This window comes from Goodfellowiella coeruleoviolacea, assembly GCF_024171785.1.
GTDB classification, from domain to species: Bacteria; Actinomycetota; Actinomycetes; order Mycobacteriales; family Pseudonocardiaceae; genus Goodfellowiella; species Goodfellowiella coeruleoviolacea.
The window spans coordinates 74,629-91,445 of record NZ_JAMTCK010000005.1; the positions used below are offsets into that span (position 1 = coordinate 74,629).

19 protein-coding genes and 1 pseudogene are annotated in these 16,817 nt (G+C 70.3%); 14 read left to right on the forward strand and 6 right to left on the reverse strand.

Annotation, left to right across the window (positions count from 1 at the left end; all coding sequences use genetic code 11):
* Positions 1 to 194 precede the first annotated feature (194 nt).
* On the reverse strand, positions 195 to 1,283 hold the full coding sequence (locus LX83_RS11800) for an adenosine deaminase (RefSeq protein WP_253770359.1): 1,089 nt from the start codon (positions 1,281 to 1,283) through the stop codon (positions 195 to 197).
* 410 nt (positions 1,284 to 1,693) lie between these two features.
* On the opposite strand from LX83_RS11800, the gene LX83_RS11805 reads away from it, so the two are divergent.
* Positions 1,694 to 2,893 (forward strand): hypothetical protein, encoded by a 1,200-nt coding sequence (locus tag LX83_RS11805; protein WP_253771111.1) that lies wholly within the window; start codon positions 1,694 to 1,696, stop codon positions 2,891 to 2,893.
* A 257-nt stretch (positions 2,894 to 3,150) separates the two neighbouring features.
* Here the strand turns inward: LX83_RS11805 and LX83_RS11810 are convergent, their stop codons facing one another.
* On the reverse strand, positions 3,151 to 4,107 hold the full coding sequence (locus LX83_RS11810) for an NAD-dependent epimerase/dehydratase family protein (RefSeq protein WP_253770361.1): 957 nt from the start codon (positions 4,105 to 4,107) through the stop codon (positions 3,151 to 3,153).
* A 146-nt stretch (positions 4,108 to 4,253) separates the two neighbouring features.
* On the opposite strand from LX83_RS11810, the gene LX83_RS11815 reads away from it, so the two are divergent.
* The gene (locus LX83_RS11815; RefSeq protein WP_253770363.1) at positions 4,254 to 4,961 is read left to right on the forward strand and encodes a TetR/AcrR family transcriptional regulator; all 708 of its coding nucleotides are present in this window, start codon (positions 4,254 to 4,256) and stop codon (positions 4,959 to 4,961) included.
* A gap of 7 nt (positions 4,962 to 4,968) precedes the next feature.
* On the opposite strand, the gene LX83_RS11820 is transcribed toward LX83_RS11815, so the two are convergent.
* Both LX83_RS11820 and LX83_RS11825 read right to left on the reverse strand, forming a co-directional pair.
* Positions 4,969 to 5,160 carry a DUF1918 domain-containing protein gene (locus LX83_RS11820; protein WP_253770365.1) on the reverse strand — a complete coding sequence of 64 codons (192 nt, stop codon included), beginning with the start codon at positions 5,158 to 5,160 and terminating at the stop codon, positions 4,969 to 4,971.
* A 134-nt stretch (positions 5,161 to 5,294) separates the two neighbouring features.
* The gene (locus LX83_RS11825; protein ID WP_253770367.1) at positions 5,295 to 5,729 is read right to left on the reverse strand and encodes a bacteriophage spanin2 family protein; all 435 of its coding nucleotides are present in this window, start codon (positions 5,727 to 5,729) and stop codon (positions 5,295 to 5,297) included.
* Positions 5,730 to 5,894: 165 nt separating this feature from the next.
* On the opposite strand from LX83_RS11825, the gene LX83_RS11830 reads away from it, so the two are divergent.
* On the forward strand, positions 5,895 to 6,599 hold the full coding sequence (locus tag LX83_RS11830) for a spermine/spermidine synthase domain-containing protein (RefSeq protein ID WP_253770369.1): 705 nt from the start codon (positions 5,895 to 5,897) through the stop codon (positions 6,597 to 6,599).
* Between the two features lie 138 nt (positions 6,600 to 6,737).
* Here LX83_RS11830 and LX83_RS11835 read toward each other — a convergent pair whose 3' ends face one another.
* Positions 6,738 to 7,199, reverse strand: coding sequence for a hypothetical protein (locus LX83_RS11835; protein ID WP_253770371.1), 462 nt, complete (start codon positions 7,197 to 7,199; stop codon positions 6,738 to 6,740).
* A 98-nt stretch (positions 7,200 to 7,297) separates the two neighbouring features.
* Positions 7,298 to 8,110 (reverse strand): metal-dependent hydrolase, encoded by an 813-nt coding sequence (locus tag LX83_RS11840; RefSeq protein WP_253770373.1) that lies wholly within the window; start codon positions 8,108 to 8,110, stop codon positions 7,298 to 7,300.
* A gap of 201 nt (positions 8,111 to 8,311) precedes the next feature.
* Between LX83_RS11840 and LX83_RS11845 the strand changes: the two genes are divergently transcribed.
* From LX83_RS11845 to LX83_RS11895, 11 genes and pseudogenes are all read left to right on the forward strand, one after another.
* A complete protein-coding gene (locus tag LX83_RS11845) occupies positions 8,312 to 9,532 on the forward strand; it encodes an NADP-dependent isocitrate dehydrogenase (RefSeq protein WP_253770375.1) in 1,221 nt (406 codons plus the stop codon).
* Positions 9,533 to 9,695: 163 nt separating this feature from the next.
* Positions 9,696 to 10,520, forward strand: a complete 825-nt coding sequence (locus LX83_RS11850) for an exodeoxyribonuclease III (RefSeq protein ID WP_253770377.1) — start codon at positions 9,696 to 9,698, stop codon at positions 10,518 to 10,520.
* Between the two features lie 15 nt (positions 10,521 to 10,535).
* Complete coding sequence (locus LX83_RS11855; protein WP_253770379.1) at positions 10,536 to 10,844, forward strand: nucleotidyltransferase family protein; 309 nt, start codon at positions 10,536 to 10,538, stop codon at positions 10,842 to 10,844.
* Entirely contained in the window at positions 10,834 to 11,091 is a 258-nt protein-coding gene (locus tag LX83_RS11860; RefSeq protein WP_253770381.1) for a HepT-like ribonuclease domain-containing protein, read from the forward strand. Before LX83_RS11855 ends, LX83_RS11860 begins: the two co-directional genes overlap by 11 nt.
* Before the next feature lie 10 nt (positions 11,092 to 11,101).
* Positions 11,102 to 11,179, forward strand: coding sequence for a hypothetical protein (locus LX83_RS38395; RefSeq protein ID WP_253771113.1), 78 nt, complete (start codon positions 11,102 to 11,104; stop codon positions 11,177 to 11,179).
* A gap of 466 nt (positions 11,180 to 11,645) precedes the next feature.
* The gene (locus tag LX83_RS11870; RefSeq protein ID WP_253770383.1) at positions 11,646 to 11,942 is read left to right on the forward strand and encodes a hypothetical protein; all 297 of its coding nucleotides are present in this window, start codon (positions 11,646 to 11,648) and stop codon (positions 11,940 to 11,942) included.
* 218 nt (positions 11,943 to 12,160) lie between these two features.
* Positions 12,161 to 13,210, forward strand: a complete 1,050-nt coding sequence (gene trpS, locus LX83_RS11875; RefSeq protein WP_308203967.1) for a tryptophan--tRNA ligase — start codon at positions 12,161 to 12,163, stop codon at positions 13,208 to 13,210.
* A 61-nt stretch (positions 13,211 to 13,271) separates the two neighbouring features.
* Positions 13,272 to 14,357, forward strand: coding sequence for an inner membrane protein YhjD (gene yhjD, locus LX83_RS11880; RefSeq protein WP_407649532.1), 1,086 nt, complete (start codon positions 13,272 to 13,274; stop codon positions 14,355 to 14,357).
* Positions 14,358 to 14,652: 295 nt separating this feature from the next.
* Positions 14,653 to 15,390 (forward strand): YbaB/EbfC family nucleoid-associated protein, encoded by a 738-nt coding sequence (locus tag LX83_RS11885; protein WP_253770385.1) that lies wholly within the window; start codon positions 14,653 to 14,655, stop codon positions 15,388 to 15,390.
* A 57-nt stretch (positions 15,391 to 15,447) separates the two neighbouring features.
* Complete coding sequence (locus tag LX83_RS11890; RefSeq protein ID WP_253770387.1) at positions 15,448 to 15,750, forward strand: type VII secretion target; 303 nt, start codon at positions 15,448 to 15,450, stop codon at positions 15,748 to 15,750.
* A gap of 3 nt (positions 15,751 to 15,753) precedes the next feature.
* Positions 15,754 to 16,817, forward strand: a pseudogene (locus tag LX83_RS11895) (hypothetical protein); the annotation flags it as partial.

Below are 16,817 nucleotides of genomic sequence, written 5' to 3' on the forward strand. Positions count from 1 at the left end.
CTCCGGTCGGGCCGAACGGCACCAGCGGCCCGCGTATGTCCAACGGCCCCCAGGGCAATCCCCCACCCTTCCCGGGGGGACGGCCCCTGGCCAGTCTACCGTCCACCACCTGCGGAAACAGTCGGTCGAGCGGTGCCTGTGGACAACTCAGGGGCCTGTGGACAACTCCGGACCCGATCGCGTGAAATCCGCGGTCAGGCCATCAGGGCGGCGTACCCTGGCTTGATCACGTCGTTGATCAGGGCCAGTCGCTCGTCAAACCCGATGAACGCCGACTTCATCGCGTTCACCGTGAACCACTGCAGGTCGGCCCAGTCGTAGCCGAACGCCTCCACCAGCGCGGCGAACTCGCTGGTCATGGTGCAGTGGCTCATCAGCCGGTTGTCGGTGTTCACGGTGACCCGGAACCGCAGCCTGGTGAGCAGCCCGATCGGGTGCTCGGCGATCGAGGGAGCCGCGCCGGTCTGCAGGTTCGACGTGGGGCACATCTCCAGGGGAATCCGGCGGTCCCGCACGTAGTTGGCCAACCGGCCCAACTGCACGCTGCCGTCGTCGGACACTTTGATGTCGTCGGTGATGCGCACGCCGTGGCCGAGCCGCTCGGCCCCGCAGTGCTGGATGGCCTCCCAGATCGACGGCAGGCCGAACGCCTCACCGGCGTGGATGGTGAAGTGCGCGTTCTGCTGGCGCAGGTACTCGAAGGCGTCCAGGTTGCGGGTGGGCGGGTAGCCGGCCTCGGGGCCGGCGATGTCGAACCCGACCACGCCGGCGTCGCGGTAGCGCACGGCGAGTTCGGCGATCTCCAGGGACCGGGCGTTCTGCCGCATCGCGCACAGCAGCGTGCCGATCCGGATGCGGTGGCCGGCCTCGGCCGCGCGGGCCTCCCCCTGGCGGAAGCCCTCCTGCACGGCGGTGACCACGCGGTCCAGCGACAGTCCCCGCTCCTGGAACAGTTCGGGCGCGTAGCGCACCTCGGCGTAGACCACGCCGTCGGCGGCCAGGTCCTCGGCGCACTCGGCGGCCACCCTGATCAGCGCGGCCTCGTCCTGCATCACGCCGCAGGTGTGCGCGAAGGTCTCCAGGTACAGCTCCAGCGAACCGGAGTCGGCGGCGTCCCGGAACCAGGTGGCCAGTTCGTCGGCGTCGGTGCTGGGCAGGTCCTGGTAGCCGGACTCGCGCGCCAGATCGATCACGGTCTGTGGCCGAAGCCCGCCATCCAAGTGGTCATGCAGCAGCACCTTGGGGGCGGTGCGGATGGCATCAGGTGTCATCGGCTTGGGCATGGCACCACGGTATACCTGGCAAGATCCACCCCACTCACCGCGCAACGATCTTGTACGCTAGAATTACCGATTCGGTCGCCTGGACCAAAAACCACCCTGATGTCGGTATTCACGTCGAGGGCAATCCATTAATCGCCACTCTGCGCAATCGCGATGACCTGTTCACCTCACTCAGATGGCGGATGGACTACCGGTATGCCCGCTGAACAGACCCCGACCTGCTATCAAATAGCCGCACCCGAACTCGGCCATTTGGCCGAGCTGTGACCACAACGCCATCAATTTGGGACGGGGGGTGGTACTGGGCACGCCACGGAAGTGGTTAGGCTCCGGAAGTCTCCCCTCCCCTTGGACGAAGGCTCGCCGTGAACGAGAACAACAACACCCACTCCACGATGTCCTTCGATCGGATGCGCAACATGCTGGTGCGCGCCGCCGAGATCCGTGAGAGCGAGCAGCAGCAGATCTTCGACGCGCTGGACGAGATTCACGCGCGAATGGCTCCGCTGGAGTCGTTGGGCTCAGTTCGCAAACGCCTGTCCGAACTGCCGGACCGCACCGAGGTCAGCGTTCTCGCCGAGCGGCTGGACGAGACACTGACCAAGCTGGAGGCGCAGGACAACGCGATCGGCGAGCTGAACCGCGCCGTTGACGGCCTGGTCGACAAGCTGGCCAAGCCGTTCGCGCAGCTCGACGGCAGGCTCGACGGGGTCGCCGGCCGCTTCGAGGGCGTGGCCGGTCGGATGGATGGGCTGGAGGACAAGCTCGCCCACATCCACAAGCGGCTCGACGACCTGGACCAGCACCTGGACAAGCAGGACGGGAAGATCGAGGTGCTGCCCGGCGCCGTGCAGGGCCCGCTGCGCGAGCGGCTGGACGCGCTGGAGACCGCGGTGCGCAGCCGCATCGACGAGTTCGACGAGGGCGTGCACGAGCACCTGGACGGCACCCGGGAGGCACTGGCCCGGTCGCTGGGCGACTCGTCCACCGCGCTGAACACCCGGCTGGACGAGGTCCGCGACAACGTCACCACGACCTCGGAGTCGTTGCAGGCGGCGCTGTCCCAGACCCGCGAGGCCGTGACCGGCAAGCTGGCCGAGACCCGCGAGGCGGTCAACGGCAAGCTCGCCGAGACCCGCGACGCCCTGCACGCGGCCCTGGAGGAGACCCGCGACCGGGTCGACAGCACCGACCGGTTGGAGGCGCTGGCCAAGCGCCTGGAGCAGGTGACGTCCCGGCTGGACCAGATGGCCAACCGGCTGGACACCGTCGAGAACGACTTCACCGCCCGCATCGGCGAACTCAGCACCGCGGTCGAGCAGGGCCTGCACAAGGTCGAGGGCACCGTGTCCAACCGCCCGGACGCCGAGTCGCTGTCCTCGCTGATCCGCCGCAGCAACGAGGAGTCCGAGCAGCGCATCGGCGGCCAGCTCGACGAGGCCATGGCCACCTTCGCCGAGTTGATCCTGGGCGGCGGTTCGCCGACCCCGCCCGCGCCGCCCACCGCGCTGCCCCGGCCGCAGCGCCGCGCCAGGGGCAAGGGCGGCCCCAAGGCCGTGAACAAGGACATGGACCTCGACGGCGACGAACTCACCGCCGAAGGCGCCTGACGCACTCGCACTGGCACCGCCGAGTCCGTCCGGCTCGGCCACGGCCGCGCTGACCGTCCTCGACGCGGGGGCGCGTTCCTCGTCCGGAACGCGCCCCCGCTGTCGTTTCCGGCCCCGCTGTCGTTTCCAGCCCCGCTGTCATTTCCGGCCCCGCTGTCGTTTCCGACCCTGCTGTCGTTTCCGGCCTCGCCGCTGGTTCCGGCCCGCTGGTTCCGGTCCCGCCCGCTTGTTGCCGGCCTTGCTTTCCGGCGCCGCGGTCAGCGCCGGCCGGTCGGGCTGGCGCCGCCGGCCCGGTACCAGGCCAGGGTGCGGGTGATGGCCTCCTCGTGCGGGGTGACCGGCAGCGGGCCGAAGGTGCGCTCGAACGCGCTGTGGTCGGCGATCCACGGCCGGGTGCGCTGGTGGGCCAGTTCCCCGGCGCCGCGGACGGTCCGGTCGACCAGCCCGAGCACCGCGGTGGTGAACTGCGGCAGGCGCAGCGCGCGCCGCCCCGGACGACCGGCCAGGCGCGCGGCCGTGGCCACGAACTCGCGCCCGGTCAGGGTGGGGGCGGCCGGGGTGATCCACACCCGGCCGTCGGCGCGGTCGTCGTCGCCGAGCACGATCTGGGCGCGCGCGGTGTCGCCCAGGAAGGGCAGGGTGTGCGGCACGTCCAGGTCGCCCAGCCACATCGGGATCCCGCCCTTGGCCAGCGGGGCCAGCACGGTGATCCCGTGCAGCGACTTGAGCCCGCCCGGCCCGTAGTAGTCGCTGGACCGGCCGAGCGCCACCCGGACCCGGCCGGCGCGGTGGGCGTCGAGCAGCCGCCGGCCCAGTTCGGCGCGCAGCCGCTCCTTGGGGCCGACCGGCCGCTCCGGGGTGTCCTCGGTGATCGGTCCGGACACCGGCCCGTACGCGTAGAGGTTGTCGGCCAGGACCAGCTTGGCGCCGGCCGCCTCGGCGCCGGCCAGGCTGTTGGTCACGATCGTCGGCAGCATCCGGACCCAGTCCGGGTAGGGCGGGTTGGCCGTCAGGTGCACCACGGTGGCGCCAGCGCAGGCGGCGATGGCCGCGTCCCGGTCCATCAGGTCGGCCCGGTGGCTGTCCGCCCCGTCCGGCGTGCCACGACCGGAGCGGGTGACCGCCCGCACCGGCCGGCCCTCGGCCACGAGCTGGCGAGCGATCTCGTGCCCGATCCCGCTTCCCGCGCCCAGCACCACGATCCGCTCAGCCATCACATCTCCCCAGAAGGTCTCACGCTTGTTAGAAGGTGTAACAGAAGCATGAGCCTGTTACTCTGCCGTTGTCAAGCGGCAGTGGCGAGACAGCAGCGCGGCTGGGCAGCAGCAGCGGCAGACAGCAGAGCAGGAGGTGTGCCCGGATGACCGGACCCGCCAGGAGCCGTCGGCAGCGCTACCGGGACCAGACCCGGGAGGAGGCCAAGCAACTGGCCATGACCCAGCTGGCCGAACTCGGGCCGACCGGCGTGTCGGTCAACGCCATCGCCAAGCGCATGGGGCTCACCGGACCGGCGCTGTACCGCTACTTCGCCAGCCGGGACGACCTGCTCACCGAGTTGATCAGGGACGCGTACCGGGACCTCGCCGAGAGCCTGGAGGCCGCGGGGCGCGCCAGCCAGCGCCGCCAGCCGGCCGCCCGGGTGCGTGCGGTGACCGCCGCGTTCCGGGAGTGGGCGCTGGCCGCGCCGCACCGCTACCTCCTGCTGTTCGGCACGCCCGTGCCCGGCTACGCGGCCCCACCGGACACGGTCGAGGCCGCCAACCGGTCCATGGTCGCGATCCTGGACGCGTTCAGCGCGCTGCCCACACCGCCGGCACCGGCCGAAGCCGGCCCGGCCGAGGCAACTGATCGGGCCGATGCGGCTGATCCGCTGGACCGGCAGTTGGCCGACCTCGCCCGCCGGCGCGACCTGGCGGTCACGCCGGAACAGTTCCGGCGGGGCCTGCTCGCCTGGACCAGGCTGCACGGCGTGCTCAGCCTGGAGGTGCAGAACCAGTTCGCCCCGATGGGCGTCGACCCGGCACTGGTGTACCGGGCCGAGGTGGAGACGCTGATCGCTGGCGGCTGACCAGCGATCAGGTCACGTGGTGTTCTTCGACGGTGCAGTCAGGTCCGGGGAAGATCAGGCTCTCGTGGCCGTCGGGGAACCGGACCAGGAACGGCGGCTCGCCGCGCTCCCCCCGGACCTCGATGATCTCCGCCTGCTGTTCGTGCGTTGAAATGGTGCGGCTGTGCACCCGGAGCATGTCGCCAACTGATGCTCGCATCTCGACCACCTCCGCTAGCACCAGGTTAGGACGGCGGCCCCGACTTCGCTGGGTGCGCGACCAGGCCGGAATCCAGGGCGGAAACCAGGCCGGAAACCAGGACGCGGGGCAGCGCGGGGCGCGGCAGCCCGGGGTCAGGAGCAGGCCCTGGCCAGCGCCTCCACCTGCTCGGCCTTCTGCTCCACCCAGCGCAGCCCGGACTCCGCGTCGAGGTCGGCCAGGCTGACCTTCTCCAGGCTGGTGGCCAGGTCGGTCACGGCCGTGCGCACGGCCTCGTCCGCGGTCTGCGCGCTCAGCGCGGTCAGCTCCTCGGCGGCTTTGTGCGCCTGGTCGACGGCCTGTTCCGGGCTGCCGAGATCGGGCGCGAACCCGGCGAGCCGCAGCGCCTCCGTGCACACCCCCGCCCGGTCGGTCACCGAGGCGACCACGTCACCCGCGTTGGACACGCTGTCGGCGACCTGCTCCACCTCGGCGCAGCCGGTCAGCACCAGTGCCGAGGACACCCCCAGGCCGAGCAGGACGGTGGACACCGGGCGGGGGAACAGCGGGCGAGGTCGGATCCGTCGCATGGCAACTCCGTTCGTCGGGGATTCCCTCCCACGGAACAGGACATACCCGACACTACCCACGGTCGCCGCCGGCCAACCGGAAACCGACCGGGCCAGCACGCCCCACCGATCGGCCCGGCGCCCCACGGCCGCCCGGTCCCGGCACCGCCGCCTAGGCTGGCCCGGATGGGACAGGACAGCGTCAACAACAGCGCGGCGGCCGACAGCGCGGTGGTCGTGGAGCGGGTGACCGGCCGCTGCGGCGAACTCGTGCTGCGCCGGGTCGTCTCCGGTGCGGCGGCGGACCGGGTCGACTACGAGGTCATCGCCAACGGGATGTTCCTGATGGACACCCGCAACGGCGAGTCGGAACGGCTGCTGGTGCGCGCCGCCGCCGATGCCATGCCCGCGCCCGGCCGGCTGCTGATCGGCGGGCTCGGCGTTGGCTTCTCCCTGCGCGAGGCCCTGGACCACCCGGCGACCAGCGAGGTCGTCGTGGTGGAGCGGGAGGCCGCGGTCATCGCGTGGAACCGGGGCCCGCTGCGCGACCGGCACGGCGACGCCGTGGCCGACCCCAGGGTGCGGGTGGTCGAGGCCGACCTGCTCGACTGGCTGCGCACCGGCGACGGCGGCGACTTCGACGCGATCTGCCTGGACATCGACAACGGTCCGGAGTGGACGGTCTCACCGGAGAACGCCGAACTCTACCGACCGTCCGGACTGGACCTGGTCGCCGACCGGCTCAGCGCGCGCGGCGTGCTCAGCGTGTGGAGCGCGGGCGCCAGCACCGCCTTCGAGGACCGGCTGCGCGCCCGGTTCGCCCGGGTCCGCACGCTGCCCGTGCCGGTACCCCGCGGCGAACCCGACGTGGTCTGGCTGGCTACTCCGTGACCTTCGGGTGAGCGGTGCTCGCCGCGACCACCCACACGATCCGACTGGTGGGGTTGGCCGCCTCCGAGGTCGCGAACCGCACTTCCCAGCCGCCCGGTGGCCAGGCGGAGCCACCCGGTCACCGTGTTTGGCTGGCACTCACGACTTCATCGGACTGGCGACTGGTCCGAAGTCCTCGGTCACCGGTGCGGAGAGCTGCCTGGACAGCTCGGGGTCGGCGTGGACCACGGCTGTGTTCCGCCATTCCCGGATTGTCGTGGCCAGCAACGACCACTGTCCCAGCTCGGCGGATGCCCGGAACCCGCGCACGAGGTCGTGGACGAACTGCGCGCGTTCCTCTGCCGGCAGGACACCAGCCCACGGGAACTCGTCGAGCAGCGCTTCCGCCGTGGCCTCGGCGGGAAGGTGGGCGAGCAGGCCGCGCAGGGCTCGGCCAGCGACGATAGCTCCCTCCTCCGCGCCAGCCAGCCGATCCTCCCTGGTGAGCAGCAGGGCGGCGCCGTCGCGGCGGCGCACTCGCACGTCTCCCCGGTCGGCGAGGGCGGCGACCCCCTTGGGGTCACGCTGTAGTTCGCTCCACTGCACTTCGGTAGCAGCCATACCTCAATTCTGAACTTTTTCAGAACTCACGGCAAGTGCTATCGGCGACAAGGCGGCTCCTGAAGTCGTGGACCACGCGCCGCAGCGGACGTCTCAGGTCACCGCCAGGGCAGGAGGGACACGCCGAACAGGAACGGGAGCGCGCCGGCCTGTTGCAGGGCCGCCGCGGACAGCCAGATCGCCAGCACGGTCAGGCCGGGGCCGATGATCGTCATCTCCACCTTGCCGCCGGTCTGCATCCGCATGGGCTTGGGCGGGGCGACCGGGTACCAGGTCTTGCCCCCGATCGGCACCGGCCAGAGCATGGGGCAGCCCTGTTCGGTGATGGCGTCACCCAGGTAGTGGGCGACGCAGCCGAGACCGACCGCGATTCCCATGGCGGCGGCCTGCATGTCGTCGCCTCGGTCGATCCAGCGCAGACACAGCACGGTGAGGATGAAGGACACGACCGTGATCAGCAGGGCGTCGCGTTTCGGGTGCCACTCGTGCATCAGGCCGCGCACGGCCAGGCCGCTGAAGAAGAACATCACGGCGGGCAGCGCCCAGTGCTGGCTGGTCTGCACGACCGCGGTGGTGAGCACGGTGACGACCAGCGCGAACACCAGGGTGTGGGTCAGCCCCCGGTGCCCGCCGTCGCGTTTGGGGTCACGTTTGGTCCTGGTTGTCCGGTACACGAAGCCGCTGAGCGCGTTCACCCCGTTGGAGAGCCCCTGGGTGACCGGCCCGAACGTGCGGGAGACCGTGGACTGGGGGTGGTCCAGGTCGGGCAGCAGCGCCGCCCCGCTGCACATGACCGCGCCGATGATCCAGGTTTCCGGCTCCAGCTGGCCGATCGGGTGGCTGGAGGCCAGTGCGGTGACCGCGGCCCAGGTCAGTAATCCGCTCATGGCGTGGGTTGGCCCGGTCGACACGCTGTCCCCCTTGAACGTCTGCCTGGGCGTGCAGGCTAGATCGCCGCGCGTGCCTTCCGGATGACGCAGCGCCCTGCGGGAGCGGTGATACCCGCCACACCTGGTGCCGGTGGTAGTCGAGGGCAGATCCGGGGCCCCGCCCAGCTAGCAGTACGCTTGTACCGTTTGCGCGGTCGAATAACGCGAGAGGAGCCTCGCCACATGGCCAAGATCAAGGTTCAGGGCACGGTCGTCGAACTCGACGGCGACGAGATGACCCGGATCATCTGGAAGTTCATCAAGGACAAGCTGATCCACCCGTACCTGGACGTCAACCTGGACTACTACGACCTGGGCATCGAGCACCGGGACGCCACCGACGACCAGGTCACCGTGGACGCGGCCAACGCCATCAAGCAGCACGGCGTCGGCGTCAAGTGCGCCACCATCACGCCGGACGAGGCCCGGGTCGAGGAGTTCGGCCTGAAGAAGATGTGGCGCAGCCCGAACGGCACCATCCGCAACATCCTGGGCGGCGTGATCTTCCGCGAGCCCATCGTGATCTCGAACATCCCTCGGCTGGTGCCCGGCTGGACCAAGCCGATCGTGGTCGGCCGGCACGCGCACGGTGACCAGTACAAGGCCACCGACTTCAAGGTGCCCGGCCCCGGCACGCTGACCGTCACCTACACGCCGGAGGACGGCAGCGAGCCGATGCAGTTCGAGGTCGCCCAGTTCCCCGAGGGCGGCGGCGTGGCCATGGCCATGTACAACTACCGCAAGTCCATCGAGGACTTCGCCCGCGCTTCGTTCCGCTACGGCCTGGAGCGCAACTACCCGGTGTACATGTCCACCAAGAACACCATCCTCAAGGCCTACGACGGGATGTTCAAGGACGTCTTCGCCGAGATCTTCGAGAAGGAGTTCAAGGCCGACTTCGACGCCAAGGGCCTGACCTACGAGCACCGGCTGATCGACGACATGGTCGCGGCCTCGCTGAAGTGGGAGGGCGGCTACGTCTGGGCCTGCAAGAACTACGACGGTGACGTGCAGTCCGACACCGTGGCGCAGGGCTTCGGCTCGCTGGGCCTGATGACCTCGGTGCTGATGACCCCGGACGGCAAGGTCGAGGCCGAGGCCGCGCACGGCACGGTCACCCGGCACTACCGCCAGCACCAGCAGGGCAAGCCCACCTCGACCAACCCGATCGCGTCGATCTACGCCTGGACCCGCGGTCTGGCCCACCGGGGCAGGCTGGACAGCACCCCCGAGGTGGTCGGCTTCGCCAACACCCTGGAGCAGGTCGTCATCGAGACCGTGGAGAGCGGCAAGATGACCAAGGACCTGGCGCTGCTGATCGGCAAGGACCAGCCGTGGCAGACCACCGAGGAGTTCCTGGCCACCCTGGACGAGAACCTGGCCAAGAAGATCGCCTCCGCCTGATCCGGCGCGCTACCCGGTTGACCTCGACCGGGTAGCCGCGTCCGGCACGCACCGAACCCGGTCACGCGCATCGTGGCCGGGTTCGCTGTTCCCCGGGCCGGCCACCCGTCGGTCCGCTCACTCCGCTACCCCACCCGACCTGCGGTTATGGTTAGCTTCCCTGGTGTTCACCATCGCCACGGTCAACGTCAACGGCCTGCGCGCCGCCGCCAAGAAGGGCTTTTCCGAGTGGCTGGCGGCCACCGACGCGGACGTGGTCTGCCTGCAGGAGACCAGGGCCGAGCCCGGTCAGCTGCCCGACCAGGTGCGCGAGCCGGACGGCTGGCACGCCGTGCACGTGCACTCCGAGGTCAAGGGCCGCAACGGGGTGTCCATCCTGTCCCGCACCGCCCCGGACGGCATGCGGGTGGGCTTCGGCGAGGCCGAGTTCGACGGCAGCGGCCGGTACGTGGAGATCGACCTGCCCGGCCTGGTGGTGGCCAGCCTCTACCTGCCCAGCGGTGACGTGGACACGCCCCGCCAGGACGAGAAGGAGCGGTTCATGGCCGCGTTCCTGCCCTACCTGGTCGAGTTGCGCGACAAGGCCGCGGCCAGTGGCCGCGAGGTGGTGGTGTGCGGTGACTGGAACATCGCGCACCGCGAGGTGGACCTGAAGAACTGGCGCAACAACCAGAAGTCGGCCGGCTTCCTGCCGTCGGAGCGGGCCTGGCTGAGCCGGGTGTTCGACGAGGCCGGCTACGTGGACGTGGTGCGCCGCCTGCACCCGGACGGCCCCGGCCCCTACTCGTGGTGGTCCTACCGGGGCCGCGCCTTCGACAACGACACGGGTTGGCGCATCGACTACCACGTCACCACCCCGGGCCTGGCCGACCGGGCGCACACCGCCGTGGTGGAACGCGCCGCCAGCCACGCCGAACGCTGGTCCGACCACGCCCCGGTCACCGTCACCTACGACTGGCCGGCGGCCGGAGATCAGGCACAATCGTGACCGGGAGGTGAGCCCGTGCACGAGATCATCGCGGCCAAGCTGCCGCAGGTGAGGGAGTTGTGCCGTGCCTTGGGCGTCCGCCGCCTCGATGTGTTCGGATCCGCGGTCGAGGGCTCGTTCGATGTCGCTTCCAGCGACGTGGATGTTCTCGTGGAGTTCGACGTCCAGCCGGGCTTCGACTACTTCGGCAGCTACTTCGGCTTGAAGGAAGGGCTGGAACGGATCTTCGAGCGGCCGGTGGACCTGGTGACCACCTCCAGCATCCGCAATCCCCACTTCCGCCGGCGCGTGCTGGACACCAGGGAACAGGTGTATGCGGCCTGACCCGAGCACTTACCTGTGGGACGCATTGCGGGCCGCTGAGCTGATAAGTCGGTTCAGCGCGGGCAAATCGTTCACGGACTACGAAGCGGACGCGATGTTGCGGTCGGCGGTTGAGCGGCAGTTCGAGATCATCGGCGAAGCCCTCAACCAACTTCGCAAGGTCGACGTCAAGCTCGCGTCTGCCGTTCCGGAAGTGAACCGAATTGTCGCTCCGCAACATCCTGATCCACGGATACGCGTCGGTTGACGATGCTCTGGTGTGGCAAACACTCACCGACAAGCTGCCTGTTTTGACGCAGGTACTTCGACGGCTCCTCGACCAGGCGAACGAGTGAGGTCCCGAGCAGGTCGTGCGCACCGACACCACGACCCACTTCGTTCGCACCGCGGGCACGGGCGAATCGGACGGCGGCAACTGTTCCAGGATCTGGACACCCAGCACCGGTGTCCGGCGGTCGTGACAGGCGTGCGCGTACCGTGCGTCAGCGGGTTTGACCGACCTTCCCAGGTCGCTCACCAGCGCGGACACAGAACGTCACGGCGGCGCGATCAGGTGACGTCCGATGTCGCCCCCAGGCGTCAGGGCTTGATCGAACATCGATAGTCTGCGGCAGCGACGTCAGCCGCGTTGGGGCAAAACCCACCATCGGGTGTGCCGGATTGGGTAACTTCGCGGCCGGCACATGACCGCAGTTCCAGACCGATATCGACACCGATGCTCACCCGGGACTTGGTTCAGGAGGCCCAGCAGTGCTCAGGCAGGTCGCGCGCACCAGCGCTCACCTCGCTACTGCCGTAGGGATGACGTTGCTCCTCGTGTCGGCCGGTGCCGCCACGGCGTTAGCCGACAGCGACCTGGCGCAGGAGGCCGCGACCGTGGAGAGCCGGATCTCCGGGAACCTGGCCGGGCCGGTGGGCCTGGTCGCGGTGCTGCTCGGGCTGGGCGGTCTGGTGCTCGGGCTGGTGCGCCACCGGCGCGCGGCCCAGGTCGAGGCGATGGCCGCCGCCGCGGCCGCCACGCCCGTGGCCGAGGCCGCGACCACCGTGGCCGAACAGCTGGCCGGCGACAGCGCGGCGCCCGCCACCCGGGCGGCCTGAGCCTGGCCCCCATCCCCACTCGCACCGATCATCGGTACCGCCGCGGTCGTGACCTGCTCGGCCGCGCGCTCGCTCCGCTCCTCGGGCCGGACGGCCCTGCGGTGCTCACCCGCTGTCGCCTCGCGACCGGGTGACGCCCACTGCGGGTCGGCGTCGGCGGGTTTGCGAGAATTCGGGGCGTGGCAGCCGAGCAGACCGGGGCGGACAACACCGCGGCAGTGACCAACAGCCAAGCAGCGGACACCGGGGCGGACACCACCGCCACCACGCGCAGGCCACGGGTGCTGTCCGGCATCCAGCCGACCGCCGGTTCCTTCCACCTCGGCAACTACCTCGGCGCGCTGCGCCAGTGGGTCGCCATGCAGGACACCCACGACGCGTTCTACTGCGTGGTCGACCTGCACGCCATCACCGTGCCGCAGGACCCCAAGCAGCTGCGGGAGAACACCCGGGCCTCCGCGGCCCAACTGCTCGCGCTCGGCGTCGACCCGCGGCGCTCCGCCCTGTTCGTGCAGAGCCACGTGCCGGAGCACCCCCAGCTCAGCTGGGTGCTGGAGTGCCTGACCGGGTTCGGCGAGGCCAGCCGGATGACCCAGTTCAAGGACAAGTCGGCCAGGCAGGAGGCGGACCGGGTCGGCGTCGGGCTGTTCACCTACCCGATCCTGCAGGCCGCGGACATCCTGCTGTACCAGGCCGAGCAGGTTCCGGTCGGCGAGGACCAGCGGCAGCACCTGGAGCTGACCCGCGACCTGGCGCAGCGGTTCAACAGCCGGTTCGGCCGCACCTTCCGGCTGCCCGAGGCCTACATCCCCAAGGACACCGCCAAGGTCTACGACCTGCAGGACCCGAACGCCAAGATGAGCAAGTCGGTGCCGACGGGCGTGATCGAGCTGCTGGAGGACCCCAAGCGCTCGGCCAAGAAGATCCGGTCCGCGGTCACCGACACCGGCCGGGAGATCGTCTACGACCCGGAGAACAAGGCGGGCGTGAGCAACCTGCTCAGCATCTACTCGGCACTGGCCAACCGGTCCATCGCCGAGCTGGAGCAGGACTACGTCGGCCGCGGCTACGGCGACCTGAAGAAGGACCTCGCCGAGGTGTTCACCGAGTTCGTCACCCCGATCCAGCAGCGCGTGCGGTCCTATTTGGACGACCGGGCCGAGCTGGACCGGCTGCTCGCCCAGGGCGCGCAGCGCGCCCGCGAGGTCGCCGCCACCACCCTGGCCCGGGTGTACGACCGGATCGGCTTCCTGCCACCGGTGGCCTGACCGCGGCGGTTTCCGCTCGGACCCGCCCCTGGTCGCGGTCGTCCTGGGACAATGTCCACTTGTGACGGCCACTGACCGGTCCAGTGTCGATCCGCCAGCCGACTCCTCGCTCGCGGGCAGAGTGGCCGCGCTGCGGCGTCGCAACCCCTGGCTGGACCACCTGTTCCGGGCGGCTGAGCGGTACAGCGAGCGGTACGGGGACCACTACGCGGCGGCCATCACCTACTTCAGCCTGCTCTCGCTGGTGCCGCTGCTGATGGTGCTGTTCGCGGTCGCCGGGTCGGTGCTGGCCAGTCAGCCGGCCCTGCTCGCCCAGCTGCGCGACGAGATCAGCACGGCCGTGCCGGGCGCGCTCGGCGACGAGATCGGCCGGACCGTGAACGCCGCGCTGGAGTCCAGGGGCACGGTGGGGCTGCTCGGTCTGCTCGCCGCCGTCTACTCCGGACTCGGCTGGATGAGCAACCTGCGCGACGCGCTGACCGCCCAGTGGGGACACGCCAAGCAGCAGCTTCCCGTGCTGCGCAAGGCGGGCCGGGACCTGCTCGCCCTGGTCGGTCTCGGGTCGGCCCTGCTCGTCTCGTTCGGACTGACCGCGATCGGCACCGGTCTGGGCAGCCTGCTGCTGCGCTGGGCCGGTCTGGCCGACGCCGGGTGGGCGCCGGCGCTGCTGTGGGTCGCGGCCCTGGTGCTGTCGCTGGCGGCCAACTGGCTGGTGTTCCTGTGGGTGCTGGCCAAGCTGCCGAGGGAACCGGTGACCTGGCGCAGTGCCGCGCGCGGCGCGGTGGCCGCCTCGCTCGGCTTCGAGCTGCTCAAGCAGTTGGGCAACATCTACCTGCGCAGCGTGCTCGGCTCGCTGGCCGGCGCCACGTTCGGCCCGATCATCGGGGTGCTGGTGTTCGCCAACCTGGTGGCCCGGTTCCTGTTGTTCGTCACCGCGTGGACGGCGACCGCGCGGGAGAACGCCCGACTGGACCAGACCAGCGCCGCGCCGACCACCGTGCTGCGCCCGGTGGTCCAGGTGCGCACCGGGCCACGACCGAGCACGGCGCTCGGCCTGCTGGGGCTGGGTGCGCTCGCCGGGCTGGTGCTCGGCCGGGCCCGGGCCGCCGGGCGCGCCGGCCGCCGCCGCGGGCCCGGCGACCCGTAGCGGTCGGCCGGTTCCGGGTTCGTCAGGCGAGTCAAGGGATTTCCCGGCAATTGGCCCTGGCGTTACGTCCACATGCGCGCAAGGCTGTTCACGTTTGTTCAGCCGGGAGTGGTACAAGCACTCGCGACTGGACCACGAGCGGTGCGCTCCGGTCGACTTCCGCCGGTGGCCCACTGCCGCACCCACACCACCGGCGGCAGCCCTGGCACACCCACGCCGAGCGGGGTGGCGTTGCCACCCCCAGCTGTCCGCCGGCGGACAGTGCCCGCCCCGACCGAGAAGCAGAGGAGGCTTCGTGGACCCATTGGGCGCGAATCCGATGAAGGATGTCGACCCGGAGCAGTGGCTCCGCGACATCACCGCGCGGATGTCCGATCTCCAGCAGAAGGCGGAAGAACTGCAGGCGAACTTCGCCACCGCCGGGGCGACGGTGTCGTCCAAGGACAATCACGTCACCGTGACCATCGCGCCGACCGGGGCGCTGCAGAACCTGCGGCTCGGCCCCAACGCCACCACCACCATGAGCCCGCAGCAGCTCGCCGCGACCATCATGGAGACGGTGCACAAGGCCCAGCGCAGGGCCGCCGGCAACGTGGTGACCGCGTTCGAGCCACTGGGCGTCGGCACCCAGACCATGGACCTGGTCACCAGTTATCTGCCGCCCGAGCAGGACGAGGACCAGGAGCGCTGGGAACGGGACAACGACGCCTACGCCGTCGAGGACACCCCGGACCGGGCCGGGACACCACCCACGCCGCCGCAGCGCCCGTACGGCCATCCTGGAGCACCGCAGCACCCCTACGGCCAGCCGGCGCCGTACCAGCAGCCGTACCCGTACGGCGGCCAGCCTCCGGCGCCACAGCCACCGCAGCACCCGTACGGCCAGCCGGGGGCCGTGCCGCCGCAGCCGGGCGCCACCGGCCCGGCACTGCCGCCGTTCCCGCCCGGTCGGCCACCCCAGCAGATCCGTCCCACCCGGCCGGCCCGGCCCCCGGTGGCGGACGACGAGGACGACGAGGACCTGCCGTGGTGAGGCGGCGGGTCACCACCACACCCAGCGACCACTTCCTGACGTGGGAGAAGGAGATCCATGCCCGACGGTTTTGAGGTCACGCCAGAGGAGATCGAGAAGTTCGCGGAGAACCTGCAGGCGCTGTCCGAACACATGGAGCGGAGCAGCGAGGTGCTCAACGCGGTGCGCTTCGACCCGCTGGTGTTCGGCATCTTCGGCCAGTTCTTCCGCATCGGCGCGGAGATGCACGTGAACAAGGCCAAGGACCAGCTGAAGAACAGCGCGGCGAAGATCGCCAGCGCGCGGGAACTCGCCCTGCAGACCGCCCAGACCTACCGCGACACGGACCAGAGCAACGCCGACACGTTCAACAAGGGGTGACCGGTGGCTGACACCGAGGAGAAGAAGCCCGAAGGCCCCAAGGTGTTCTCCTTCACACCTGGCTTCGGCGAGGGCACCGAGCTGGCGGACAAGTTCTCCGGCGCCGGGATCGCGGACACCGTCTACGGCCTGGTCAAATCCATTGGGGAACACAACACGGCCGGCATGGCCGCCTACGGCGTCGGTCTGGCCTTCGACGTGGCCGGCATGCTGTTGAACCCGCTGGGCAGCCTGCTGGCCGCGGGTGTCGGGTGGCTGATCGACCACCTGTTCTTCCTGCGTGAGCCGCTGGACCTGCTGATGGGTGATCCCAGCGCGGTCAAGCAGAACACCGACATGATCAAGGAGGACGCGGAGAAGTACAACGAGGTCGCCACGGCGCACACCGAGGCGCTCAAGGCCCTGGAGAAGTGGACCGGCAAGGCCGCCGAGGCGTTCAAGGCGAGCATGACCCAGCTCACCGACGAGATCCTGGCGATCGGTGAGGCGGTCAAGGGCGCCGCGCAGATGATGAACACCATGGGCGGCTGCGTGGCTGGTTTCCGGTCGCTCATCCGCGACATCATCGCCGCGCTCCTGGGCAACCTGATCGCTGGCGCGCTGATCGCGGCCGGGCTCGCGCCGATCACCCTCGGCGCGTCGATCGTGGCCTACGTCGGCGTCGCGGTGGCCTCGGCCGTGGCCACCATGGGCAAGATCGTGCCGATGTTGTCCAAGCTCAGCTCGATGCTGTCGGCCAACAAGACCGCGCTGGCCCAGCTCGACGACATGGTGCACACCGTCGGCGTCAACCTGGGTCGGTTCGACAAGCCGGGCGGTGGTGGCGCCGCCGGCACCACCACCTCCAGCGCCGCCGGTGCCGGCGGCAAGATCCACACGCCACCGACCACGGGCAGCAACTCCGCCGGCACCTCAGCCTCGGGCGCGGGCAGCAGCGCCGCGGGCGCCGGCGGCAAGATCCACACGCCACCGACCACCGGCACCAACTCCGCCGGCACCACCACCTCCAGTGCCGGCACCAGCACCGCCGGCGCCGGCGGAAAGATCAACACCCCGCCCACCACCGG